Raw genomic sequence first — 23,118 nt, 5'->3', positions numbered from 1 at the left:
ACGCTACCGCTTCAGGCTTCCGCCAGTCCATAGCAATGCGCAGCGGCGCCGCCCCACAACTGCGCCTGCTCGGATGCCGACAAACGCGTCTGCGCCCATTCCCTGACCACTTCCGCCACGCGCGCATAGGATGCGGCCAGCAGGCACACCGGCCAGTCCGAGCCGAACATCAGCCGGTGCGCGCCGAAGACGTCGAGCGCCGTATCCAGGCACAGCACAATGTGTTCGTAATCCTTGGGCCGCAGGCCGCGTATCCAGTCCGCCTCGGTCACCAGTCCCGACAATTTGCACGCCACATGCGGCAATGCGCCCAGCGCGCTCAGTTCGCGCCGCCATTGGGCATAGGTATCGTCTCCCTTGCCGAACTCGGCCAAGGCCGGCTTGCCCAGATGATCCAGCACCAGCCAGTGGGCGTCGTGGCGCGCGCAGAATGCCTGGATCGCCGGCAACTGGCGCTGGTACACCAGCACATCGTAGACCAGGCGCTGCCCTTGCAGCCAGGCCACGCCGCGGTTGAAACCGGGCTGTTCGACGAAGGCGGCGACGTCGGCCTCGTCCTGGATCTGGTGGCGAAACCCCAGCAGCTTGTCGCGTCCCCATTGGCCGACATGCTCCGGCAACTGCTCGCTGGCGATATCTTCCCAGCCGACCACGCCGGCGATGCGCGCATCGCGGCGCGCCAATTCCAGCAGGAACCCCGTTTCCTCCCGCCCCGCGCGCGCCTGCACCGCGATCGAGGCATCCAGTCCCTCGGCCATCAGTACCGGATGCAGTTCGGATGGCAGGCGGTCTTGCGCCAGCAGCTCCATGCCCCGGCCGATCCACGGATAGTCCTCTGGACGGTAGCGCCAGAAATGCTGGTGGGCGTCGATGCGTTGCGGCTTCATGGTGTCCTTGAAACAAAGGCGGCAAGAAAGAACAAAAACGGACGCGCCGGATCTTTCCGGCGCGTGCGCTAATGCCCTCTTAGTCGTACAGCACGGCGGCGATCTTGGGATCGTCGATATTGCTCTTGTCGTACCAGTAGAAACCGGTGTCGATAACCTTGGGCAACTTCTCGCCCTTGATTGCCTTGACCGCCGCTTCCACCGTCTTGTAGCCGATGCCCACCGGGTTCTGGGTGATGGCGCCGGCCATCAGGCCTTCGCGGATCGCGTCCTTCTGCTGCTTGCCGGAGTCGTAGCCGATGACGACCAGCTTGCGCTTCATTTCCTTCATGCCATTGACCACGCCGATGGCCGAACCTTCATTGGTGCCGAACATGCCCTTGAGCTTGGGATAGGCCTGCAGGATCGACTTGGTGACTTCGGTCGACTTCAGGTGGTCGCCACCGCCGTATTGCACGCTGACCACCTTGATCTTCGGATAGGCCGACTTGATGCGTTCGAGGAAGCCGTCGCGGCGGTCGATCGCGGTGCGGCTGGTCTGGTCGTGCGCGACCACGGCCACTTCGCCTTCCTTGCCGATCAGGTCGGCCAGCTTGTCGGCGGCCAGCGCGGCGGCGGCCTTGTTGTCGGTGGTGGCGGTGGTGATCGGGATGTCGCTGTCAACGCCGGAGTCGAACGCCACCACCGGGATCTTGGCGGCCTGCGCCTTCTTCAGCAACGGCAGCGCCGCCTTGCTGTCGAGCGCGGCGAAGCCGACCGCCTGCGGCTTCTTGGCCAGCGCGGCCGACAGCATGTCGATCTGCTTGTCGACCATGGCCTCGGTCTCGGGGCCTTCGAAGGTCACCCTGACCTTGTAGTCCTTGGCCGCCTGGTCGGCGCCCGCCTTCACCGCCTGCCAGAACTGGTGCTGGAAGCCCTTGGAGATCAGGGGGATGTAGGTTTCCTGCGCTTGCGCGCCGGCGGCGCCGAAGGCCAGGGCCAGCCCGAGGGCCGTGCCGAGTAGCTTGCTCTTGATCACGTTGTGTCTCCTTTTGTTATCGATGATGGAGTGCCGGTTTCCCGGCGCGGGTTGAAAGCGTTGAAATAAGCGTTGAAATATCGGATGTCCTCATGCGCGCCGGCGACGGCGCAGGATATCCAGGTACACCGCCAGGATGATGATCACGCCGGTCACCACCGTCTGCCATTCCTGCGCCACCGACATGATGCGCAGGCCGTTGACCAGCACGCTCATGATGAAGGCGCCGATGATGGTGCCCAGGATGGTGCCGGTGCCGCCCGACAGCGAGGTGCCGCCGATCACCACCGCGGCGATGGCGTCCAGCTCATAGCCCTGGCCCAGCGCCGGCTGCGCCGAATTCAGGCGGGAGGCGATGATCAGGCCGGCGATGCCGCAGATGGCGCCGGAGAAGGTATAGACCGCGACCTTCCAGAAATCGACCTTCACGCCCGACAGGCGCAGCGCCTCCTCATTGCTGCCCAGGGCGAAGGTGTAGCGGCCGAACACGGTCTTGTTGAGGATGATGGAAGAACCGATGGCCACCAGGAACAGGATCAGCACGGCGTTGGGAATCGGCAGCGACGGGATCAGGTCGCCGATCAGCGAATCCTGGGCGATGGCCGAGAATCCCTCGGTGTCGTTGAAATAGATCGGGCGCGTGCCGGAGATCACCAGCGACAGGCCCTTCAGCAACATCATCATGCCCAGCGTGGCGATGAAGGGTGGCACCTTCAGCTTGGCGATCACCATGCCCGAGACCCAGCCCGACAAGGCGCCGAAGAACAGCGCGGCGGCGATGCCCAGCGGCAGCGGCATGCCCCAGTTGGTCAGCACCACGCCGGTCATGACGGCGCAGAAGGTCATCATGGTGCCCACCGACAGGTCGATGCCGGAGGTGATGATCACGTAGGTGCAGGCGATCGCCAGCACGCCGTTGACCGCGGTCGATTGCAGGATGCTGACCAGGTTGTCCACTTCCATGAAGTTGGGCGAGGCCACGCTGAAGAAGATGATCAGCAACAGCAGGCTGGCGAAGGCCAGCAGCTTCTGGCGCGCGGCCGGGTTGAAGAAGCGTTCGCGCAAACCGGAACGCGCAGCGGACGTGTCGGAATTAGCCATGGGGGATACGGAAGAAACGGGATGGATGTGGTTAGCCATGATCGCCTGGGAGCCTGTGGATTATTGGATGACGGCCGATTCGCGCTGGGTGGCCAGTTGCATGATCTTTTCCTGGGTCGCCTCGGCGGCGGACAGCTCGCCGGTGATGCGCCCTTCGCACATGACCAGCACGCGGTGGCTCATGCGCAGCACCTCGGGCAGCTCGGAAGAAATCATCACGATCGCCTTGCCCTGCGCCGCCAGCGCGTCGAGCAGCTTGTAGATCTCGCTCTTGGCGCCGACATCGATACCGCGCGTGGGCTCGTCGAAGAACAGGATGTCGCAGTCGCGCAAAAGCCATTTGGCAATCACGATCTTTTGCTGGTTGCCGCCCGACAGCAGGCGCGCCTGCTGCTCCACCGACGGCGTCTTGATCGCCAGCTGCTGCACGTAGCCCTGCGCGGTGTCGCGGATGGCGCGCTGGTCGAGGAACATGCCGCGCCGGGTGAAGCGGTCCAGGCTGGACATGGCGATATTGGTTTGCACGTCCATGCCGGTGGCCAGGCCGAAATGCTTGCGGTCTTCCGAGAGATAGCCGATGCCGTGCGCCACCGCATCGGCCGGCGACTTGATCATGGCGCGGCCGCCATGGATGAAGATCTCGCCGGCCTCGAGCGGGTCGGCGCCGAAGATGGCGCGCGCCACCTCGGTGCGGCCGGCGCCCATCAGCCCGGCGAAGCCGAGGATCTCGCCGCGCCGCAGCTTGAAGCCGACATCGCGGATCGCCCGTGCGCGCGACAGGCCGCGCACCTCCAGCACCACCTCGTTGGCCGAGGTGTCGGGCGGCACGCGCTGCGCGCCGTCGAGCTGGCGGCCGACCATCATCGAGATGATGGCGTCCATCGAGGTGCCGGCCATCGGCACGGTGGCGACGTACTTGCCGTCGCGCATGACGGTGACGCGGTCGGCGATCTGGCGCAGCTCGTCCATCTTGTGCGAGATGTAGACGATGCCCACGCCCTGCGCCTGCAGGTCGCGGATGATGCGGAACAGTTCGGCGATCTCGGCGTTGTTGAGCGCCGCGGTCGGCTCGTCCATGATCAGCACGCGCGAATCGAAGGACAGCGCCTTGGCGATTTCCACCATCTGCTGGCGCGCCACGGTGAGCTGGCCGACCGGCGTGCGCGGATCGAGGTCGAGCCGCATGCGCTCGAAGATGGCCGCGGCCTGGCGGTTGAGGCGCTCCTCGTCGATGAACAGGCCCAGGCCCTTCTTCGGCTCGCGCCCGATGAAGATGTTCTGCGCGGCGCTCAGGTGGTTCATCAGGTTCAGTTCCTGATGGATGATGCCGATGCCCAGCGCCTGCGCCGCGCGCGGTTCATCGATCTCGGCCGGACGGCCGTCGACCAGGATCTCGCCGCTGTCCTTCTGGTAGACGCCGCAGAGGATCTTCATCAACGTCGACTTGCCGGCGCCGTTCTCGCCCATCAGCGCGTGGACTTCGCCCGGCACCAGGTCGAACTGGCAATTGTCCAGCGCCAGCACGCCGGGAAAGCGCTTGCTGACATTGCGCAGCGCGATCAGCGGCGGTGGCGACGCCTGGCGGGTGTTGTTTGTCTCTGAATGTTCTTGCATGCTCACCTCGGTTGCATAGCGGCTCTTCTGGGTAGCCGTCGATTTTTTATTTCCCTATTCCACGTCTCGTCGTCCTGACGAGGGTCAGGATCCAGCGTCGGTCAGCGGCCGTCAGCGGCCGTCGAGGCATGACGACCGCCACTGAGCCCCGGCCTTCGCCGGGACGACGGCTATTGAACGACCTGCGTCGAAAGATCGAAGATCTTTTCCATCGCGATCCACTTCTGCCCTGCCGGCGTCCATGGCGTGGGCGCCTGGAAACGCCACATCAGTTCTTCCCATTCGCGCACCTTCGGGTCGTTCTCCATCGCGGCCGCCATGGCCGCCGCGTCATAGACCGCATCGTCGGTTTCCATCACCATCGCCATGCGCGTTCCCAGCCGGTAGATCTGCATGCCGGTCACGCCGTGATGCCGCAAGTGCCGCGCTATTTCCGGCCAGATGCGGCGATGGTGCTGCTCATACTGCGCAATCAGCGCGGGATCGTCCTTCAAGTCCAGTGCCAGCAGGTATCGCATGGCGGCCTCAGCTCAACGCGCGGTCGAGATGGGTATACCCGCCATCGACGAAAATCCATTGGCCGGTGGTATGCGACGACCGTCCCGACAGCAGGAACACCGCCATGTCGGCCATTTCCTCCGACGTGGTGAAGCGCTTGCCCAGCGGGATCTTGCTGGTGATGGCGTCGAGCTTTTCCTGCGGATGGTCGAAGGTCGCGATCCATTTTTCATACAGCGGCGTCATCACCTCGGCCGGGATCAGCGCGTTCACGCGCACGCCATCGGCCAGCAAGGCCGCCGCCCATTCGCGCGTGAGCGACAGTTGCGCGCCCTTGGAAGCGCAATAGCCGCTGGTGTTGCCCTGCCCGGTGACGGCGGTCTTGGACGAGACGTTGACGATGGCGCCGCGCGTGGCCTTGAGGTGCGGCACGCAGTAATGCGCCATGGTGTAGTAATGGATCAGGTTGCGCTGCAGGGAGGCGACGAAGGCGTCGTGCCCGGCATCCAGGCCGACGCTGTCGTTGACGCCGGCATTGTTGACCAGGCCGTCCAGCCGGCCGAAGCGCTTGACGGTTTGCGCCACGGCATCGCCACAGGCGGCGTCGTCCTGCAGCTCCAGCCGGAACAGCGCGGCATGCGGCTGCAGCTGTTGCAGGCGGCGCCAGAAATCGGCCTCCGGTTCGCTGCGCGCGAACACCACGGGAATGGCGCCCTCGGCCGCCAGTTGCATCGTGATCGCGCCGCCGATGCCGGAAGCGCCGCCGGTCACGATCACCACTTTGTCTTGCAGGTTCAGATCCACTTCTGTCTCCGTTTGCTTTTTATCGGTTCGCTTGCCGGTGGATATGCTTGCCGCCTGTGGCGGCTTATCCGCGGAAGCGGTATTGCTCCAGCGACTCCGGCTTCATCTCGATCGAGAATCCCGGCCGGCTGGGCGGCATGTAGGCCGCGTTCCTGACCACGCAAGGGTCGACGAAATGCTCGTGCAGGTGGTCGACGTATTCGGTCACGCGCCCTTCCTTGCTGCCCGAGATGCAGACATAGTCGATCATCGACAAATGCTGCACGTATTCGCACAGGCCCACGCCGCCGGCGTGCGGACACACCACCAGCTTGTACTTGGCGGCCATCAGCATCACCGCCAGGATTTCGTTGACGCCGCCCAGGCGGCAGGAGTCGATCTGCACCACGTCGATGGCGCCGCGCATGATGAACTGCTTGAACAGCACGCGGTTCTGGCACATCTCGCCGGTGGCGACCTTGACCGCGCCGATGCCTGCGCGGATCTTGCGGTGGCCTTCGACATCGTCCGGGCTGGTCGGCTCTTCGATGAACCAGGGCTGGGCAAAGGCCAGCTGGTTGACCCAGTCGATGGCCTGGTCGACTTCCCACACCTGGTTGGCGTCGATCATCAGCTTGCGCTCCGGCCCCAGCACTTCGCGCGCGATGGTCACGCGGCGCTTGTCGTCGGCCAGGTCGCGCCCGACCTTCAGCTTCACATGGTTGAACCCCTGGTCGATAGCCTCCTGGCACAGGCGGCGCAGCTTGGCGTCGTCATAGCCCAGCCAGCCGGCCGAGGTGGTGTAGCAGGGATAACCCTCCTGCTGCAGCGTGCGGATGCGTTCGGCCTTGCCGCCTTCCTGCTCGCGCAGCAACGCCAGCGCCTCGTCGGGCGTGATGCAGTCGGTCAGGTAACGGAAGTCGATGGCGCGCACCAGTTCTTGCGGCGACATGTCGGCCACCAGCTGCCACAGCGGCTTGCCTTCGGCCTTGGCCCACAGGTCCCACGCGGCGTTGACCACCGCGCCGGTGGCCAGGTGGATCGCGCCCTTGTCCGGGCCGATCCAGCGCAACTGGCTGTCGGAGGTGACGTGGCGCCAGAAGCGACCCATGTCGGCGGCGATCCATTCCAGCTCCAGGCCCACCACCAGATGTTCCATGGCCTGGATGGCGGCACAGCAGATCTCGTTGCCGCGGCCGATGGTGAAGGTCAGGCCGTGGCCCTTGAGCTGGTCGTTATCGGTATCGAGGATGACGTAGGCGGCGGAATAATCCGGGTCCGGATTCATCGCATCCGAACCGTCCAGCGATTGCGAGGTAGGGAAACGCACGTCGAGGACGCGCATGGCAGTGATCTTGGTCATCGTCAGTCCGTATGGGTTACCGGCGGCAGCCAAATAACTCACAAATAAAATTTGTTTTCATATATGAGTTACAAAGAATACCTGTTATTTTCCCATTGCCGTCGCATCGAACCGATGATGTTTCAATCGCTACCGATATCGAAATGGAGATGTCAACGCGACATCCATCCACAATCAATAAAAAATACTTTTACAAATAAAATTTGATGCCCTATAAAATCTTCTAAAATCTGCGACGGAAAATCATCCGCCCAACCCGCCCGAGACAGGCAATCCAACAGGCCAGGCCGCCATGCCCAGAACCAGAAAAATCACAACGCCGGAATACGCCGCCGTCCAGACCGCATCGGAGACCGACGACGATGTCGCCGCCGGCGGCGCCAGGAACCGTTATGCGGCGCCCGCGCTGGACAAGGGGCTGGACATCCTGGAACTGCTGAGCCGCTCCGAGCAGATGCTGACGCTGAACCAGCTCTCCAGGCAGCTCGGCCGCAGCGTCAATGAAATCTTCCGCATGGTGGTCACGCTGGAGCAGCGCGGCTACCTGATTGCCGACAACGACCACTATCGGCTTTCGCTCAAGCTGTTCGAGCTGGCCCACCACCACCAGCCGATCCGCTCGCTGGTCAGCACCGCCCTGCCGCACATGACCGAACTGGCCAACCGCGCCGTGCAGTCGACCCACCTGACGGTCTACGAAGCCGGCCGCGTGGTAGTGGTGGCCCAGGTCGACAGCCCCGAACGCTGGGCCTTCGGCCTCAAGGTGGGCGCGCTGGTGAGCCTGACCGACACCGCTTCCGGCCATGTGCTGCTGGCCTTCCGCGACGACGCCGAACGCGCCCGCATGCTGGCCGCCCACGTGCGCATGGACGGCGAACAGGAGATCGAACCGGCGCAGCTGATGCGCCAGATCGAAGACACCAGGAAGCGCGGGCATTCGCGCATGGACAGCCGCCAGATCCGCGGCGTGGTCAACCTGTCCTATCCGGTCATGGGCGCCAACAACCGCATGCTGGCGGCGCTGAACGTGCCTTACATCGAACGCATCGACAAGAAGGTCAACCCCAGCCTGGATGAAGTGCAAGGCATCGTGCAGGAAATCTCGGCGCGGCTGTCGCGGCTGATGGGCGACTCCAGCTTCGGCGCCTGACGCACCGCGTTCCCGGCCGCCGCAAGCTCAGCCGCCGAAACGCGCTTCCGGCAAGCCGCCCACATCATCCAGCGGCACCGTGAACAAGGCCCCGGCCAAGGCATCGTCGGCGCGCTGGCCGGCCGACATGCCCTCATGCGCGGTGGTCACATACAAGCGATCCAGTTGCGCACCGCCGAAGGCCACGCAGCTCGGCTGCGCGGTCGGCATTTCAACAATACGGTCGATGCTGCCGTCGGGCGCGAAACGCACCACGCGCGCACCGCCCCATTGCGCATTCCAGACAAAACCGTCGGCATCCACCGTCGATCCATCCGGGCTGCCCGGCTGCGCCGACAGGTCGGCGAACACGCGCTGGTTGGCGACGGCGCCGGTGAGCGTGTCGTAGTCGCAGCACATGATGCGCTTTTGCAGCGTGTCGCAGTGGTACATCAGGCGGCCGTCCGGACTGAAGCAGATGCTGTTGGAAATCGCGATGCCCGGCAACGGCAGGCGCTCCAGCACCAGGTCGGTGTTGAGCCGATAGAAGCTGGCGATCGGCGCGCGGCCGGGATCTTCATTGAGCGTGCCGAACACGAAGCGGCCCTGGCGGTCGCAACGGCCGTCATTGAGCCGGGTCGTCGGCAAATCGTCCTCGATGCGGCAGATCGGCGCGATCACGCCGGTGAGCAGGTTGAAGAAAGCCAGGCGCGACTCCAGCCCGATCAGCAATTGCTGGGCGTCGGCGGTGAAGGCATAGCAGCACAGCCGCTCCGGCATGCCCCAGCTGCGCGTTGCGCCGCTTTGCGGATGATGGTTCCACAGGCGCGAGGCGTGGATATCTGTCCAGAATACCGATTGCGTGCGTTCGCACCACAACACGCCTTCGCCCAGTTCATGCCGCCCATCGACCACCAGTTGCGCTTTCATCGCCACGTCCTCACATTGCATCATCCACAAGCGCGCCTGCCGGCCTGGCAAACGCGCGCATATCCAATTGTCGCTGCCGACATCGTCATCGTAACAAGCAAAAAAGGGCAGGCTTGCGCCTGCCCTCAAACTACATCAAGACCACCTCAGGAAGGATTGCTACATCAGAACGAATGGGCGATACCGAAGTAACCGCCGGTCTGGCTCAGGCCAGAAACACCGGTATTGCTGCCCCACTCCAGTGCGTGCGAGGCATTGCCGCTATTGCGCACAGTACCCACATCAACGTACAGCATCGTGCGCTTCGACAGGAAATAGTTGATACCCGCCATGTACAGGTTGGCGCTGCCGCCGCCGCCCGACTTGCTGTCTGCTGCACCTGCAGTGCCATTATTGGCATTGACGCGGAAGAAAGCGCCAACCAGCTGGAACTGCGGAGTCACATCGTAATTGGCGCCAATCCAGTAATGGTTGGCACGATCCGGATCGCCAGCGGTAGCATCAGGAGCACGCAGGTTTTCATAACCGACGAACATCTTGAGTTTGTCGAATTTGTAGGTACCGCCCAGGATCAGCTCTTTCGAGTGAGCCCAGACATTGGTGTACTTGCCATTGGCATCGCGCACCACGTCATAGATTGCGCGCAGCTCCAGGCCGTTCTTCTGGTAGGCCAGCGAGATGCCGTCCTTGCGGCCATCGCTGGAACCGCCCGCCGCGGAATTGTCCACGCCTTGGCTAAAGGAACCAGGCTTCTCACCCAGGCTGGTTTGCAAACCCACGGTGAAACCACCGAAGTCGGGGCTCGCGTATTCGATCACGTTGCTGGCGCCTGGCCAGTTGCGTTGATTCACCAGGACGGAAGTGCCGATAGCTTGCTGGCCGGTCGGATCCAGGAACCAGATATCGTTGTTGATGAACAGGTTCTTGCCCAACTTGACCGAGCCGTAGGAACCACCCAAGCCAACGTAGGAACGGCGATTGAACAGCGCTGACGAGCTGGTATCAGTGCCGTTGACGCCGCCCTTGGTCGAATTGAAACCCGACTCGAGCAGGAAGAAGGCATTGTTGCCGCCACCCAGGTCTTCCGTCCCCTTGAAGCCGATCATGCTGGTGCCCCACTGGTTGTTGGCGGCGCTCCACTTGGTGCCCTGGCCATTGGGACCTGCATTAGTCTGAAAATCAACGCCGGCAACAATACGACCATAAATGGTCACGCTGGTCTGTGCTTGCGCCTGCGCCGAAAATGCCCCCAGAAGCGCGAGCGCGCACAGGGTCTTTGCTCCAATAAAGGATGGCTTCACTTGCTTCATGAATAGTCTCCGTGGATATTGCTGTTTAAATTTTTTTCGTCGGTGGGCTTTGGTCGTGCAAGCTCGCACTCTTGACCGTCCGAACCTGACTCGATCCTGACAGTCTTCCAACTTTTTGTTTATGGTGCTGCCCGACCTTCTCTACCCATCCCAAACGCTGCGTTCGTTTATTTTTGCGCGCTTGGAATGTGGCTAGATACTAAGTATTCGGTTCATGTCTTTCCAATGAATTCTTTCGCAATTCCGATATGCGATTTGATATCATCGTCCGCAGCAAAAAATTCCAAGTAAAAAATTTAAAACAAAGGCTCCACGGAGGCATATGAAAAACAGTGACCCCAACTGGTTTCTCCGGGCGCGATTGAAGACACGCCAACTCCTGCTGTTAATCGCCCTCGACGACACACGCAACATCCATCGCGCCTCCAGCGAACTGAACATGACCCAGCCGGCCGCCTCCAAGCAGCTCAAGGATCTGGAAGACATGCTGGGCGTCTCGCTGTTCGAACGCCTGCCGCGCGGCATGCGGCCCACCATCTACGGCGAGGCGATGATCCGCCACGCGCGCATGGCGCTGACCAGCCTGTCCAAGGCGCATGAAGATATCGTGGCGCTGAAGTCGGGCCTGTCGGGCCAGGTGGATGTGGGCGTGATCTTGTCGCCGGGCATGGCGCTGCTGCCTCCGGCGATCGCGCGCGTGAAGGAACACGCGCCGATGCTGCGCATCGGCGTGGAAGTGGAAAGCAGCAACATCCTGCTGTCGCGGCTGCTGCACGGCGAACTGGATTTCATCATCGGCCACATTCTCGATGAAGAAGCCAAACACGGCCTGCATTACCAGGAACTGGCCGACGAGCCCGTGTGCGCGGTGGCGCGCGTAGGCCACCCGCTGCATGCGCACCCCAACCTCAAGCTGTCGGATATGGCCAACGAGCCCTGGATCCTGGCGCCCAAGGGCAGCATCCTGCGCGCGCGCTGCGACCAGATGTTCCGCGAAGAAGGCCTGGCGCCGCCATCCAATGTGGTCGACACCACCGCCATCCTGTTCATCACCAGCCTGCTGCAGCAGACCGATTTCCTGTATGCCATGCCGACCGAAGTGGCGCGCTATTACACCCAGGCGCGCCTGATGGATATCCTGCCCATCGAACTGCCCTGCCGCATGGCCGGCTTCGGCATCATCACGCGCCAGGACAACCTGCTCTCTCCCGGCGCCACCATGCTGCTGCAGGCGATTCGCGAAGTCGCGAAAATGATCTACTGACTGGCCCGGCCCTTCTTCGCGAAACATTATGCTGCCGGGCGGCGGCGCTGCGGCGCCGAGTTTTTTTAAGAAATGTAAGGAAGAGTAAGCCAAGCTGAAATGCTGCATCGAGTGCGGCTTCGGCGCCACACTTGCAGCCCTTGCCCACCGCATTGCCAACTCCCGAAATAAAAAAGAATCGCCATCCGGGCTAACGCCGTTCAGTTCAGACTAACTCATCACAGAACCCGTTCGGGCTGAGTAGGCCCGCCAGGGCCGTATCGAAGCCAGCGTGCCAGCGTTGGCGCTCTTGCCTGCCCTTCGATACGCTGCTGCGCAGCTACTCAGGGCGAACGGAGTCCGGACTCCAAAAACACAAATGCCGTTCAGTGCTTAACTGAACGGCATTACGTCATACGGGCGACTCTTTTTCATTGGCGCAGTGGCCGGGATATCAGTGTCGATATCCGGCCAACGCCGTCACACCCATCCGGCATCGACGATGAATTCCTGCGCCGTGCACATCTCGCTATCGTCGGCCGCCAGGAACAGCACCATGCGCGCCAGGTGCCAGGGCAGCAGTTCGCCCGGCAGGCACTGGTTGCGCGCGATCGCCTGCTTGCCTTCCTCGTCCAGCCACAGCTTGATCTGGCGCTCGGTCATGACCCAGCCCGGCGTGACGGTATTGACGCGGATCTTGTGCGGGCCGAGGTCGCGCGCCAGGCCACGGGTCAGGCCCAGGGTCGAGGCCTTGGCCGTGGTGTAGACCGGAAAACCGCCGCTGGACTGGTGCCAGCTGATGGAACTGAAGTTGATGATGGAGCCGCCGCCGCGGCGCTTCATGCCCGGCACCACCGACTGCACGGCGAAAAACGATGGCCGCTGGTTGATGGCGATGCGGTCGTTCCAGTAATCCAGGCTCACGTCTTCCAGCTTGTGGCGCTCGTCGTTGGCGGCGTTGTTGACCAGCACGTCGAAGTCGCCGATCTCGCCTTGCAGATCGGCGATGATCTTCTGGAAAGCGGGGATGTCGCGCAGGTCGCAATGGCGAAACAGCGGCGCGGGAAATCCCTTCTGCGCCAACTCATGGCACAGGGCCTCGCTGGGTTCCTTGGCGATATCGACGAAGGCCACGTGTGCGCCCTGCTCGGCAAAGGCGCTGACGATCGCAGCGCCGATGCCGGTGCCGCCGCCGGTGATGAAAACCCGCTTTCCCTTGAGGCTGGGGAAGCTGGCCAGTTGTGCATTGCCGCTCATCTTTTCTCCTTGGTGGCCGGCCTCATGGCGAGGCCGGCGCAATGTTCGATTGTTCCGATTGCGTACTCAGTGCGAATGCTTGGGGACGGCGGCGCCGCGGCAACCGACCAGGAAATCGAAGTCGCATCCCTGGTCCGCCTGCAAGACGCGGTCGACGTACAGCGACTGGTAACCGCCGGCCATCGCCGGTTGCTGCGCGGCCAGCCTGGCGGCGCGCTCGGCCTGGCGGCGCGCCATCTCTTCATCGCTGATGTCGAGCTGCAGTTTGCCGGCATAGGCGTCGAGTTCGATGAAGTCGCCGTCCTGCACGATGCCCAGCGGGCCGCCGGCCGCGGCTTCCGGCGCCACATGCAGGATCACGGTGCCGTAGGCGGTGCCGCTCATGCGCGCGTCCGAGATGCGCACCATGTCCTTCACGCCGGTGGCCAGCACCTTGGGCGGCAGGCCCATGTTGCCGACCTCGGCCATGCCGGGGTAGCCCTTGGGACCGCAGTTCTTCATCACCAGCACGCAGCTGGCGTCGACGTCGAGCGCGGGATCGTTGATGCGTTCCTTGTAGTGCGCGAAGTCCTCGAACACCACGGCGCGGCCGCGATGCTTCATCAGCTCAGGCGACGCCGCCGACGGTTTCAGCACGGCGCCGCGCGGCGCCAGGTTGCCGCGCAGGATGCACATGCCGCCATCCTCGATCAGCGGCTTGTCCAGCGGACGCACCACTTCATCGTTGTAGATCGGCGCATCCTTGACGTTGTCCCACATGGTCTTGCCGTTGGCGGTCAACGCATCCGGGTGCGGCAACAGGTTGGCTTCGCCCAGGCGGCGCATCACCGCCGGCAGGCCGCCGGCGTAGTAGAACTCTTCCATCAGGTAGCGGCCCGAAGGCTGCAGGTCGACGATGGTCGGCGTGCCGCGGCCGATGCGGGTCCAGTCTTCCAGCTCCAGATCCACGCCGATACGGCCGGCGATCGCCTTCAGGTGGATCACCGCATTGGTGGAGCCGCCGATGGCGGCGTTGGTGCGGATGGCGTTTTCGAACGCCTTGCGGGTCAGGATCTTGGACAGCGTCAGGTCTTCCCACACCATGTCGACGATGCGCATGCCGGACAAGTGCGCGAGAACATAGCGGCGCGCATCGACCGCGGGGATCGCTGCATTGTGCGGCAGCGACACGCCCAGCGACTCGGCCATGCAGGCCATGGTCGACGCGGTGCCCATGGTGTTGCAGGTGCCGGCCGAACGCGACATGCCGGCCTCGGCCGCCATGAAGTCATGGATGGTGATCTCGCCGGCCTTGACCTGCTCGGACAATTGCCACACCACGGTGCCGGATCCGATGTCGCGGCCCTGGTGCTTGCCGTTCAACATCGGGCCGCCGGTCACCACGATGGCTGGCACGTTCACGCTGGCCGCGCCCATCAGCAGCGCCGGGGTGGTCTTGTCGCAACCGGTCAGGAGCACCACGCCGTCGATCGGGTTGCCGCGGATCGATTCCTCGACATCCATGCTGGCCAGGTTGCGCGTGAGCATGGCGGTCGGGCGCAGGTTGGATTCGCCGTTGGAGAACACCGGGAACTCCACCGGGAAGCCGCCGGCCTCGATGATGCCGCGCCGCACGTGTTCGGCGATCTTGCGGAAGTGGGCGTTGCAGGGCGTGAGCTCCGACCAGGTGTTGCAGATGCCGATCACCGGCTTGCCCTGGAACTCGTGGTCGGGGATGCCCTGGTTCTTCATCCAGCTGCGGTACATGAAGCCGTTCTTGTCGGCGGTGCCGAACCAGCCGGCCGAGCGCAGCTTGCGGCTCTTGTCTTTCTTGTCGTCACTGCTCATTGTGGAATTCCTGGTTTCCTGATCTCTTGAAGATGGTGATTGAAAACACGGGGCGGACCATCGCGGATCGCCCCGTGTTTTCCCGGCCTTACTTGTTCTTGTTATAGACGTCGAAGCACACGGCCATCAGCAGCACGAAGCCCTTGATCATCTGCTGGTAGTCGATGCCGATGCCCATGATGGACATGCCGTTGTTCATCACGCCCATGATGAAGGCGCCGATGACCGCGCCCATGACCTTGCCCACGCCGCCCGATGCCGAGGCGCCGCCGATGAAGCAGGCCGCGATCACGTCCAGCTCGAAACCGAGGCCGGCCTTGGGCGTGGCGGTGTTCAGGCGCGCCGCGAAGATCAGGCCGGCCAGCGCCGCCAGCACGCCCATGTTGACGAAGGTCAGGAAGGAAACGCGCTCGGTCTTGATGCCGGACAGCTTGGCCGCCTTCTCGTTGCCGCCCACCGCATAGACGCGGCGGCCCAGCGTGGTGCGGTTGGTGATGAAGGTGTACAGCACCATCAGCGCGAACATGATGATGAGCACATTGGGCATGCCCTTGTAGGTCGCCAGCAAATAGCTGAAGGCGATGATGGCGGCAGCGAACAGGCAGTTCTTGATCAGGAAGAACAGTTGCGGTTCGTCTTCCATGCCGTGCTTGGTCTGCTTGCGGCGGCCATGGATCTTGATGCCGATCAGCACGATGGAGGCGACCACGCCGACGATCAGCGAGGTGGTGCGGAATTGCGCGCTGTCGGTCAGCTCAGGGATGAAGCCCGAGGACAGCATCTGGAACGCCGGCGGGAACGGGCCCAGCGACTGGCCCTGCAGCAAGGCCAGCGCCATGCCCTTGAACACCAGCATGCCAGCCAGCGTGACAATGAAGGACGGGATCTTGAAGTAAGCGATCCAGTAACCTTGCGCCGCGCCGATCACCGCGCCGGCGATGATGCAGACCACCGAGGCGGTGACGAAGTCCCAGCCGTAATCCACCATCAATACCGCCGCCAGCGCGCCGATCAGGCCCACCACCGAACCCACCGAGAGGTCGATGTGGCCGGCCACGATCACCATCAGCATGCCCAGCGCCATGATCACGATGTAGCTGTTCTGCAGCACCAGGTTGGTCAGGTTCAGCGGGCGCATCAGCGTGCCGTCGGTCATGATCTGGAAGAACGCCATGATCGCCACCAGCGACAGCAGCATGCCGTACTCGCGCATATTGTTCTTCAGGAAGCCGGCGTAATCCTTCTTTTCGGCCATCGTGACCGTTGTGCCGCTGGCCGCCAGCGACTCTTTCTTGCTCATGTTCATGGTCTCCATGTAGGTGCTCCTTGGATGCTTCGATTCTTTTCGGTGCCCGGATACTCAGATCCGCTTGTTGCGCATGATGGCGCGCATGATGCTTTCCTGGCTGGCCTCGCCGCGCTCGAACTGGCCCACGAACTGGCCTTCGTTCATCACGTAGATGCGGTCGCACATGCCCAGCAGCTCCGGCATTTCCGACGAGATCATAATGATGCACTTGCCCTCGGCGGCCAGCTTGCTGATGATGTTGTAGATCTCGAACTTGGCGCCGACGTCGATGCCGCGCGTGGGCTCGTCCAGGATCAGCACTTCCGGGCTGGAAAACAGCCACTTGGAAAGCACCACCTTCTGCTGGTTGCCGCCGGACAGGTTGACCACCTTCTGCAGCACGCTGGAGCAGCGGATCCGCATCTGGCCCCTGAAATCGTTGGCGACCTTGTACTCGCGCGCCTCGTCGATCACGGTGCGCTCGGACACGCCGCCCAGGTTGGCCAGCGAAATGTTCTTCTTGATGTCTTCTTCCAGCACCAGGCCGTCGCCCTTGCGGTCTTCGGTGACGTAGGCGATGCCGTGCCGGATCGCCTTCTGGATGGTGGACAGGTCGACTTCCTTGCCGTGCAGGAAAGCCTTGCCCGTGATTTTCTTGCCGTAGGCGCGCCCGAAGATGCTCTTGGCCAGCTCGGTGCGGCCCGACCCCATCAGGCCGGCGATGCCGACGATCTCGCCGGCGCGCACGCTCATGTTGACGTCCTTGATCGCCAGCCGGTCGGCCAGCACCGGATGGTGCACGCGCCAGTCGCGCACTTCGAAGATGACCTCGCCGACCTGCGGGTCGCGCTGCGGATAGCGGTCGGCCATCTCGCGCCCGACCATGTTCTGGATGATGCGGTCTTCGCTGATCGGCTCGGCGCGGCAGTCGAAGGTATCCACCGTGGCGCCGTCGCGCAGCACCGTAATGGAATCGGCCACCTTGGAAATTTCGTTGAGCTTGTGCGAGATCAGGATGGAGGAAATGCCCTGCGATTTCAGTTCCAGCAACAGTTCCAGCAGCGCATCGCTATCGCTCTCGTTAAGGCTGGCGGTCGGCTCGTCCAGGATCAGCAGCTTGACTTCCTTGGACAGCGCCTTGGCGATCTCGATCAGTTGCTGCTTGCCCACGCCCAGGTTGTTCACCAGCGTCAGCGGCGACTCCTTCAGGCCGACCTTGGCCAGCAGCTCCTTGGCGCGCACGTAGGAATGCTCCCAATCGATGACGCCGCCGCGGGCCTGCTCGTTGCCGAGGAAAAGGTTTTCCATCACCGACAGCAGCGGCACCAATGCCAGCTCCTGGTGGATGATGATGATGCCCAGGTGTTCGCTGTCGCGGATGTCCTTGAAGGAGCGCACGTCGCCCTTGTAGACGATGTCGCCGGAATAGGAACCGTGGGGATAGACGCCGGAGAGCACCTTCATCAGCGTCGACTTGCCGGCGCCGTTCTCGCCGACGATGGCGTGGATCTCGCCTTCGCGCACGGCCAGGTTGACGTTGTTGAGCGCCTTCACGCCAGGGAAGGTTTTCTCGATGCCGCGCATTTCGAGAATGTTGTTCATGATGCTGACCTCTTGTTCTGCACCTGCTTTTGAACGCAATAGTCCCGCACAGGGGGCGGGACTATGCTGATTCATGCCTCATATATTGAATCGAACGGCGGGCCGCAACACAAGGCCGCAGCCCGGCCGGCTTACTTGACCTGCGCTTCGGTGTAGTAGCCGCTGCCGATCAGGACTTCCTTCCAGTTGCTCTTGTCGACCACCACCGGCTTCAGCAGGAAGGACGGCACGACCTTCACGCCGTTGTTGTAGGTCTTGGTGTCGTTGATCTGCGGCTGTTTTCCGCCCAACAACGCATCGACCATGCCGACGGTGACCTTGGCCAGTTCGCGGGTGTCCTTGAAGATGGTCGAATACTGTTCGCCGCGGATGATGGACTTGACCGATGGCACTTCCGCATCCTGGCCGGACACGTACGGGAACGGCTGTTGCGGGGTGCCGTAGCCGACGCCGCGCAGCGAGGACAGGATGCCGATCGAGATGCCGTCATACGGCGACAGCACCGCATTTACCTTGGCGTTGCTGTAGTAGGCCGACAGCAGGTTGTCCATGCGGGCCTGGGCGGTGGCGCCATCCCAGCGCAGGGTGGCGACCTTGTCCATGCCCATCTGCTTGCTGCGCACCACCAGCTTGCCGCTGTCGATGTAAGGCTTGAGCACCGACATGGCGCCGTTGTAGAAGAAGAAGGCGTTGTTGTCGTCAGCCGAACCGCCGAACAGTTCGATGTTGAACGGACCCTTGCCATCCTTCAGGCCCAGGCCCTTTTCCAGCGACTGCGCCTGCAACACGCCGACCTGGAAGTTGTCGAAGGTGGCGTAGTAGTCGACGTTCTTGGAGCCGCGGATCAGGCGGTCATAGGCGATGACCTTGACGCCCTTGTCGGCGGCTTTTTGCAGCACGTCGGTCAGGGTGGTGCCGTCGATGGCGGCGATCACCAGCACCTTGGCGCCCTTGGTCAGCATGTTCTCGATTTGCGACAGCTGGTTGGGGATATCGTCTTCAGCGTATTGCAGGTCAGTGTTGTAGCCCTTTTCCTTCAGGACCTTGACCATGTTGTTGCCGTCGGCGATCCAGCGTGCCGAGGACTTGGTGGGCATGGCCACGCCGACCAGCGCCTTGCTCTGTGCGCTCACTTGCGCGCTGATGGACATCAGGGTGACGCCCAGGCCGAGCGCCAGCCCGGTCAATACCGATTTGATCTTCATGTTGTATGTCTCCAGTTTATAAATGGCGTGTTGTTCTTCTCAAAACACCGCCGCGCACTGCCGCGATCATCCGACTCGTCAACCCGGCTCATGCAGAAGCTCAGGCCTCATGTTTTGCGGCCTCTACAATAATGTCTTTACCAATACATTTCTAATGATTTTTTCAGCGTAATGGATATGCTTTTCAGTATGTTTCTCCCTATGTAAAGAACTTTTAAGTTATCTGAATCCGTTTTACAAACAGGCGTCAAACGCGTTCCGGAAAACCTTCCTTTTCAGCCCGCTGCCGCCGCCTTCTCCGCGGCCACCGGTTTGCCCCGCAAGGCGCCCAGCGAGATCACCCTCTGCGCCACGCAGAATACGAACAGCAAGGCGCCGATGAAGATCTTGGTCCACCATGAGCTGAGCGTGCCGTCGAAAGCGATCAGGGTCTGGATCACGCCAAGGATGAGCACGCCGGTCAGCGTCCCGGCGACGTAACCGTAACCGCCGGTCAGCAGCGTGCCGCCGATCACCACCGCGGCAATCGCGTCGAGCTCGGCGCCCTGCGCGTGCAGGCCGTAGCCCGACAGCATGTAGAACGAAAACAGCACGCCGCCCAGCGCCGCGCAAAAGCCGGAGAAGGCATACACCAGCACCTTGGTGCGGCCCACCGGCAAGCCCATCAGCAGGGCCGATTGCTCGCTGCCGCCAATGGCGTACACCGCGCGGCCGAAGCGCGTGCAGTGGGCCAGCCAGATGCCCAGCGCCAGCATCGCCAGCGCCACCACCACGCTGGGCGAGATGAACAGCTCGCCGAACTCGATGCGGGTCTGGGACATGGCGACGAACCAGGGATCGTCGATGGTGATGGAACTGATGCTGATCAGGTAGCACAGGCCGCGCGCCAGGAACATGCCGGCCAGCGTGACGATGAAGGCCTGCAATTTGAAGTAATGGATCAGCGCGCCCATGGCCGCGCCGAAGGCCGCCCCCAGCGCCAGCACGGTGACGATCACCAGCAGCGGATGCCAATGCGCCGTCTGCAGCAGCCAGGCCGCGACCATGGTCGACAGCGCCAGCACCGATCCCACCGACAGGTCGATGCCGCCGGACAGGATGACGAAGGTCATGCCGATGGCTACCACCAGCAAAAAGCCGTTGTCGATCAGCAGGTTCAGCATCACCTGCGGCGACAGGAAGCCGTCATAGCCCGCCGCGCCCAGCAGCAGCATGAGCGCCAGCAACGCCACTGTCACCGCCGAAGTGAACCACGGCGCATGGGAAGCGCGGCGCAGGGAATCGATTGTGCTCATGATTTGGCTGCCTTGAAGATGCGGCGGAATTCCGGCGATTGCGACAGGCAGACCAGGAACACCACCAGGGACTTGACCACCATGTTCACCTCGGGCGGCACGCCCAGCGAATAGATGGTGTAGGTCAGGGTCTGGATGATGAGCGCGCCGATCACGCTGCCCACCAGGCTGAACTTGCCGCCGGCCAGCGACGTGCCGCCCAGGGTGACGGCCAGGATGGCGTCCAGCTCCAGCAGCAGGCCGGCATTGTTGGCGTCGGCGCTCTTGATGTTGGAGGCCACCATCAGCCCGGCCAGCCCGGCGCAGAAGCTGCAGAAGATATAGACGAAGAAGATCAGCGCGGCGGTGCGGATGCCGGCCAGGCGCGACGCCACCGGGTTGATGCCGACCGACTGGATGAACAGGCCCAGCGCGGTCTTCCTCATCAGCACCGCCAGCAGCACGAACATGCCCAGCGCGATATAGAGCGAGAACGGCAGGCCGAACAGGTAGCCGCCGCCGATGAAGAAGAACGGCTTGTAATAGACCGTGATGATCTGGCCGTCGGTCAGCAACTGCGCCAGCCCGCGTCCGGCCACCATCAGGATCAGCGTGGCAATGATGGGCTGCAGGCCGAGCACCGCCACCAGCAGCCCGTTCCAGGCGCCGCACAGCAGCGCCGCGCCGATCGCCGCCGCCAGCGCCCAGGCCATCGGCACGTTGCTGACGTATTGCGAGACGCCGTCGACCACCACCATCTTGCCGCCGATGAGCAATGCCGCGACCGCGCCGGAGATGGCCACCACCGCCCCCACCGAAATGTCCACGCCGCGCGTGGCGATCACCAGCGTCATGCCCAGCGCCGCCAGCATCAGCGGCGCGGCGCGGTTGACGATGTCGACCAGCGCGCCGTAGAGGTGGCCGTCCTTGATCTCCAGCCGGAAGAAGCCCGGCACCAGGAAAAAGTCGATCAGCAGCAATGCCGCCAGCGCGGCCAGCGGACGCAGCAGCGGATGGCGCCCGGCCCAGCCCAGCAAGGCTTGCAGTCCGCCCGATCCGGCGGCCGCGTCAGGTATTAGTTTGGAATCCATGGATGCGCTCATGCGGCCTCTCCCGCGATCACCTGCAGTACCGAATGCTCGTCGAGTTCGCCGCGCTTGTATTCGCCGCAGGCGCGGCGGTCGCGCAGCACCAGCATGCGGTCGCTGCAGCGGATGACTTCCGGGATTTCGGAAGAGATAAACAGGATGGCCATGCCCTTGCGGCACATCGCGATGACGAAATCCATGATCTCCTGCTTGGCGCGCACGTCGATGCCGCGCGTGGGTTCATCCAGGATCAGCATGCCGGGGTCGGTGGCCAGCCAGCGCGCCAAGAGCGCCTTTTGCTGGTTGCCGCCGGAGAGCAAGCCGATCGGGGTTTCGAGGTCGGCGGTCTTGATGCCGAGCCACTTGACATAGTCGGCGGCGAGCTGGTTCTGGCGCTTTCTCGGCAGCACACGGAACAGGCCCTGGCGCGCCTGCAGCGCGAGGATGATGTTCTCGCGCACCGACAGTTCCAGGATCGCGCCTTCCTTCTTGCGGTCTTCCGAGCAGAAACCGATACCGGCGGCGATGGCGTCGCGCGGCACGGCCAGCCTGACATCGCGGCCGCCGATGCTCAATGTGCCGCTGTCGGCGCGCTCGGCGCCGAACAGCAGGCGCGCCATCTCGGTACGCCCCGAGCCGAGCAGGCCGCACAGGCCGAACACTTCGCCGCGCCGGATATCGAGATCCTGCGGCGCCAGCATCCCCTTGCGGCCGAAACCGCGCGCCTGCAGGAACACCTCGCCCGTGCCCGCGGCATCGGCCGACAGTTCGGCGGCCAGCGCCTCGGCGCCGGCTTCCACCTTGCGCTGGTCGACCGCAACCGCGCCGACCATCTTGTTGACCAGCTCCAGGCGCGACAGCTCAGCCACCGGATATTCGCCCTCGCGCACGCCGTTGCGCAGCACCGTGATGCGGTCCGATATCTCGTAGGTCTGGTCGAGGAAATGGGTGACGAACAGGATCGCCATGCCCTGCGCGCGCAGGTGGCGCAACACCTTGAACAGTTGCTGTACCTCGGCCTCGTCGAGGCTGGAAGTCGGCTCGTCCAGGATCAGTATCTTGGCCGACACCGACAACGCGCGCGAAATCGCCACCATCTGCTGGATCGCCAGCGGATAAGAGGAAAGCTGCGCGGTGACGTCGATCTCGATCTGCAGCTGCTGCAGCAGGCGGCGCGACTCGGCGTGCACCGTCTTCCAGTCGATGCGGCCGAAGCGGCGCGGATAGCGGCCGATGAAAATGTTTTCCGCCACCGAGAGATTGGGGCAGAGGTTGACTTCCTGGTAGACGGTGCTGATGCCCAGTTCCTGCGCCTGCAGGGTGGAGGCCGGGGCGATCTCGCGCCCGTCCAGCGCGATGCGCCCGGCATCGGGTTCGTAGACGCCGGTCAGCACCTTGATCAGCGTGGACTTGCCCGCGCCGTTCTGCCCCATCAAGGTATGCACTTCCCCGGGAAACAAGCGCAGACCCACATCGGTCAGCGCTTTTACGCCGGCAAAAGCCTTATGGATACCGCTCAGTTCCAACATGGGGCGCGCCTGCGCCCCGACAGCCATCGTCATCACAACTCCTGCCATAAGAAACCAGATCCGCCAAACCGCAATCCCCCGTCGTCCTGACGAAAGTCAGGATCCAGCGTCGTACAACAGCCATCGAGACACGACGAAAGCCACTGGATCCCGGCCTGCGCCGGGATGACAG

Annotated in this window: 19 protein-coding genes; 2 read left to right on the top strand and 17 right to left on the bottom strand. The window is 63.1% G+C overall.

The features are described from left to right. Positions 1–11 precede the first annotated feature (11 nt). The 7 genes from FB598_RS09295 to FB598_RS09265 form a co-directional block, all read right to left on the bottom strand. The gene (locus FB598_RS09295) at positions 12–887 is read right to left on the bottom strand and encodes an amidohydrolase (protein ID WP_141913442.1); all 876 of its coding nucleotides are present in this window, start codon (positions 885–887) and stop codon (positions 12–14) included. Between the two features lie 79 nt (positions 888–966). Beyond that, a complete protein-coding gene (locus tag FB598_RS09290) occupies positions 967–1,905 on the bottom strand; it encodes an ABC transporter substrate-binding protein (RefSeq protein WP_141913443.1) in 939 nt (312 codons plus the stop codon). Positions 1,906–1,995: 90 nt separating this feature from the next. After that, the gene (locus tag FB598_RS09285; RefSeq protein ID WP_141913444.1) at positions 1,996–3,045 is read right to left on the bottom strand and encodes an ABC transporter permease; all 1,050 of its coding nucleotides are present in this window, start codon (positions 3,043–3,045) and stop codon (positions 1,996–1,998) included. Positions 3,046–3,066: 21 nt separating this feature from the next. Then, positions 3,067–4,620, bottom strand: a complete 1,554-nt coding sequence (locus tag FB598_RS09280; RefSeq protein WP_141913445.1) for a sugar ABC transporter ATP-binding protein — start codon at positions 4,618–4,620, stop codon at positions 3,067–3,069. Positions 4,621–4,790: 170 nt separating this feature from the next. Continuing rightward, on the bottom strand, positions 4,791–5,138 hold the full coding sequence (locus FB598_RS09275; protein WP_141913446.1) for an L-rhamnose mutarotase: 348 nt from the start codon (positions 5,136–5,138) through the stop codon (positions 4,791–4,793). 7 nt (positions 5,139–5,145) lie between these two features. Further along, positions 5,146–5,922, bottom strand: a complete 777-nt coding sequence (locus FB598_RS09270) for an SDR family oxidoreductase (RefSeq protein WP_141913447.1) — start codon at positions 5,920–5,922, stop codon at positions 5,146–5,148. A gap of 64 nt (positions 5,923–5,986) precedes the next feature. Next, complete coding sequence (locus FB598_RS09265; protein ID WP_141913448.1) at positions 5,987–7,264, bottom strand: L-fuconate dehydratase; 1,278 nt, start codon at positions 7,262–7,264, stop codon at positions 5,987–5,989. A 292-nt stretch (positions 7,265–7,556) separates the two neighbouring features. On the opposite strand from FB598_RS09265, the gene FB598_RS09260 reads away from it, so the two are divergent. Beyond that, positions 7,557–8,414 carry an IclR family transcriptional regulator gene (locus FB598_RS09260; protein WP_141913449.1) on the top strand — a complete coding sequence of 286 codons (858 nt, stop codon included), beginning with the start codon at positions 7,557–7,559 and terminating at the stop codon, positions 8,412–8,414. 27 nt (positions 8,415–8,441) lie between these two features. Here the strand turns inward: FB598_RS09260 and FB598_RS09255 are convergent, their stop codons facing one another. Further along, positions 8,442–9,323: an SMP-30/gluconolactonase/LRE family protein gene (locus FB598_RS09255; protein ID WP_141913450.1), complete on the bottom strand. Its 882-nt coding sequence runs from the start codon at positions 9,321–9,323 to the stop codon at positions 8,442–8,444. A gap of 164 nt (positions 9,324–9,487) precedes the next feature. After that, positions 9,488–10,633: a porin gene (locus FB598_RS09250; RefSeq protein WP_141913451.1), complete on the bottom strand. Its 1,146-nt coding sequence runs from the start codon at positions 10,631–10,633 to the stop codon at positions 9,488–9,490. A gap of 322 nt (positions 10,634–10,955) precedes the next feature. Between FB598_RS09250 and FB598_RS09245 the strand changes: the two genes are divergently transcribed. Continuing rightward, positions 10,956–11,897, top strand: coding sequence for a LysR family transcriptional regulator (locus tag FB598_RS09245; RefSeq protein WP_141920737.1), 942 nt, complete (start codon positions 10,956–10,958; stop codon positions 11,895–11,897). A gap of 459 nt (positions 11,898–12,356) precedes the next feature. Here FB598_RS09245 and FB598_RS09240 read toward each other — a convergent pair whose 3' ends face one another. From FB598_RS09240 to FB598_RS09205, 8 genes are all read right to left on the bottom strand, one after another. Then, positions 12,357–13,133, bottom strand: a complete 777-nt coding sequence (locus FB598_RS09240; protein ID WP_141913453.1) for an SDR family NAD(P)-dependent oxidoreductase — start codon at positions 13,131–13,133, stop codon at positions 12,357–12,359. Between the two features lie 66 nt (positions 13,134–13,199). Beyond that, positions 13,200–14,960, bottom strand: a complete 1,761-nt coding sequence (locus tag FB598_RS09235) for an IlvD/Edd family dehydratase (protein ID WP_141913454.1) — start codon at positions 14,958–14,960, stop codon at positions 13,200–13,202. An 88-nt stretch (positions 14,961–15,048) separates the two neighbouring features. Further along, positions 15,049–16,275 carry a multiple monosaccharide ABC transporter permease gene (gene mmsB / locus FB598_RS09230; RefSeq protein ID WP_141913455.1) on the bottom strand — a complete coding sequence of 409 codons (1,227 nt, stop codon included), beginning with the start codon at positions 16,273–16,275 and terminating at the stop codon, positions 15,049–15,051. Between the two features lie 45 nt (positions 16,276–16,320). Further along, positions 16,321–17,850 (bottom strand): multiple monosaccharide ABC transporter ATP-binding protein, encoded by a 1,530-nt coding sequence (mmsA, locus tag FB598_RS09225; RefSeq protein ID WP_141913456.1) that lies wholly within the window; start codon positions 17,848–17,850, stop codon positions 16,321–16,323. A 131-nt stretch (positions 17,851–17,981) separates the two neighbouring features. Next, positions 17,982–19,055 (bottom strand): multiple monosaccharide ABC transporter substrate-binding protein, encoded by a 1,074-nt coding sequence (chvE, locus tag FB598_RS09220; protein WP_141913457.1) that lies wholly within the window; start codon positions 19,053–19,055, stop codon positions 17,982–17,984. A 275-nt stretch (positions 19,056–19,330) separates the two neighbouring features. Continuing rightward, positions 19,331–20,350 (bottom strand): galactofuranose ABC transporter, permease protein YjfF, encoded by a 1,020-nt coding sequence (yjfF, locus tag FB598_RS09215; protein ID WP_141913458.1) that lies wholly within the window; start codon positions 20,348–20,350, stop codon positions 19,331–19,333. Further along, on the bottom strand, positions 20,347–21,432 hold the full coding sequence (locus tag FB598_RS09210) for an ABC transporter permease (RefSeq protein ID WP_141913459.1): 1,086 nt from the start codon (positions 21,430–21,432) through the stop codon (positions 20,347–20,349). The genes yjfF and FB598_RS09210 overlap by 4 nt, the downstream gene beginning before the upstream one ends. Next, entirely contained in the window at positions 21,429–22,979 is a 1,551-nt protein-coding gene (locus FB598_RS09205; protein ID WP_141913460.1) for a sugar ABC transporter ATP-binding protein, read from the bottom strand. Before FB598_RS09205 ends, FB598_RS09210 begins: the two co-directional genes overlap by 4 nt. Between the last annotated feature and the right edge of the window lie 139 nt (positions 22,980–23,118).

The organism is Herbaspirillum sp. SJZ106, from assembly GCF_006715495.1.
Lineage (GTDB): Bacteria > Pseudomonadota > Gammaproteobacteria > Burkholderiales > Burkholderiaceae_D > Herbaspirillum.
The sequence above is the reverse complement of the archived record's forward strand: the minus strand, read 5'-3'. Positions and strand labels throughout refer to the sequence as shown.

What these genes read in the sequence shown, in the direction of transcription:
- FB598_RS09295 (WP_141913442.1), bottom strand. Translation starts at nt 887, where the DNA reads ATGAAGCCGCAACGCATCGACGCCCACCAGCATTTCTGGCGCTACCGT.
- FB598_RS09285 (WP_141913444.1), bottom strand. Translation starts at nt 3,045, where the DNA reads ATGGCTAACCACATCCATCCCGTTTCTTCCGTATCCCCCATGGCTAAT.
- FB598_RS09280 (WP_141913445.1), bottom strand. Translation starts at nt 4,620, where the DNA reads ATGCAAGAACATTCAGAGACAAACAACACCCGCCAGGCGTCGCCACCG.
- FB598_RS09275 (WP_141913446.1), bottom strand. Translation starts at nt 5,138, where the DNA reads ATGCGATACCTGCTGGCACTGGACTTGAAGGACGATCCCGCGCTGATT.
- FB598_RS09265 (WP_141913448.1), bottom strand. Translation starts at nt 7,264, where the DNA reads ATGACCAAGATCACTGCCATGCGCGTCCTCGACGTGCGTTTCCCTACC.
- FB598_RS09260 (WP_141913449.1), top strand. Translation starts at nt 7,557, where the DNA reads ATGCCCAGAACCAGAAAAATCACAACGCCGGAATACGCCGCCGTCCAG.
- FB598_RS09255 (WP_141913450.1), bottom strand. Translation starts at nt 9,323, where the DNA reads ATGAAAGCGCAACTGGTGGTCGATGGGCGGCATGAACTGGGCGAAGGC.
- FB598_RS09250 (WP_141913451.1), bottom strand. Translation starts at nt 10,633, where the DNA reads ATGAAGCAAGTGAAGCCATCCTTTATTGGAGCAAAGACCCTGTGCGCG.
- FB598_RS09245 (WP_141920737.1), top strand. Translation starts at nt 10,956, where the DNA reads ATGAAAAACAGTGACCCCAACTGGTTTCTCCGGGCGCGATTGAAGACA.
- FB598_RS09240 (WP_141913453.1), bottom strand. Translation starts at nt 13,133, where the DNA reads ATGAGCGGCAATGCACAACTGGCCAGCTTCCCCAGCCTCAAGGGAAAG.
- FB598_RS09235 (WP_141913454.1), bottom strand. Translation starts at nt 14,960, where the DNA reads ATGAGCAGTGACGACAAGAAAGACAAGAGCCGCAAGCTGCGCTCGGCC.
- mmsB (WP_141913455.1), bottom strand. Translation starts at nt 16,275, where the DNA reads ATGGAGACCATGAACATGAGCAAGAAAGAGTCGCTGGCGGCCAGCGGC.
- mmsA (WP_141913456.1), bottom strand. Translation starts at nt 17,850, where the DNA reads ATGAACAACATTCTCGAAATGCGCGGCATCGAGAAAACCTTCCCTGGC.
- chvE (WP_141913457.1), bottom strand. Translation starts at nt 19,055, where the DNA reads ATGAAGATCAAATCGGTATTGACCGGGCTGGCGCTCGGCCTGGGCGTC.
- yjfF (WP_141913458.1), bottom strand. Translation starts at nt 20,350, where the DNA reads ATGAGCACAATCGATTCCCTGCGCCGCGCTTCCCATGCGCCGTGGTTC.
- FB598_RS09210 (WP_141913459.1), bottom strand. Translation starts at nt 21,432, where the DNA reads ATGAGCGCATCCATGGATTCCAAACTAATACCTGACGCGGCCGCCGGA.
- FB598_RS09205 (WP_141913460.1), bottom strand. Translation starts at nt 22,979, where the DNA reads ATGACGATGGCTGTCGGGGCGCAGGCGCGCCCCATGTTGGAACTGAGC.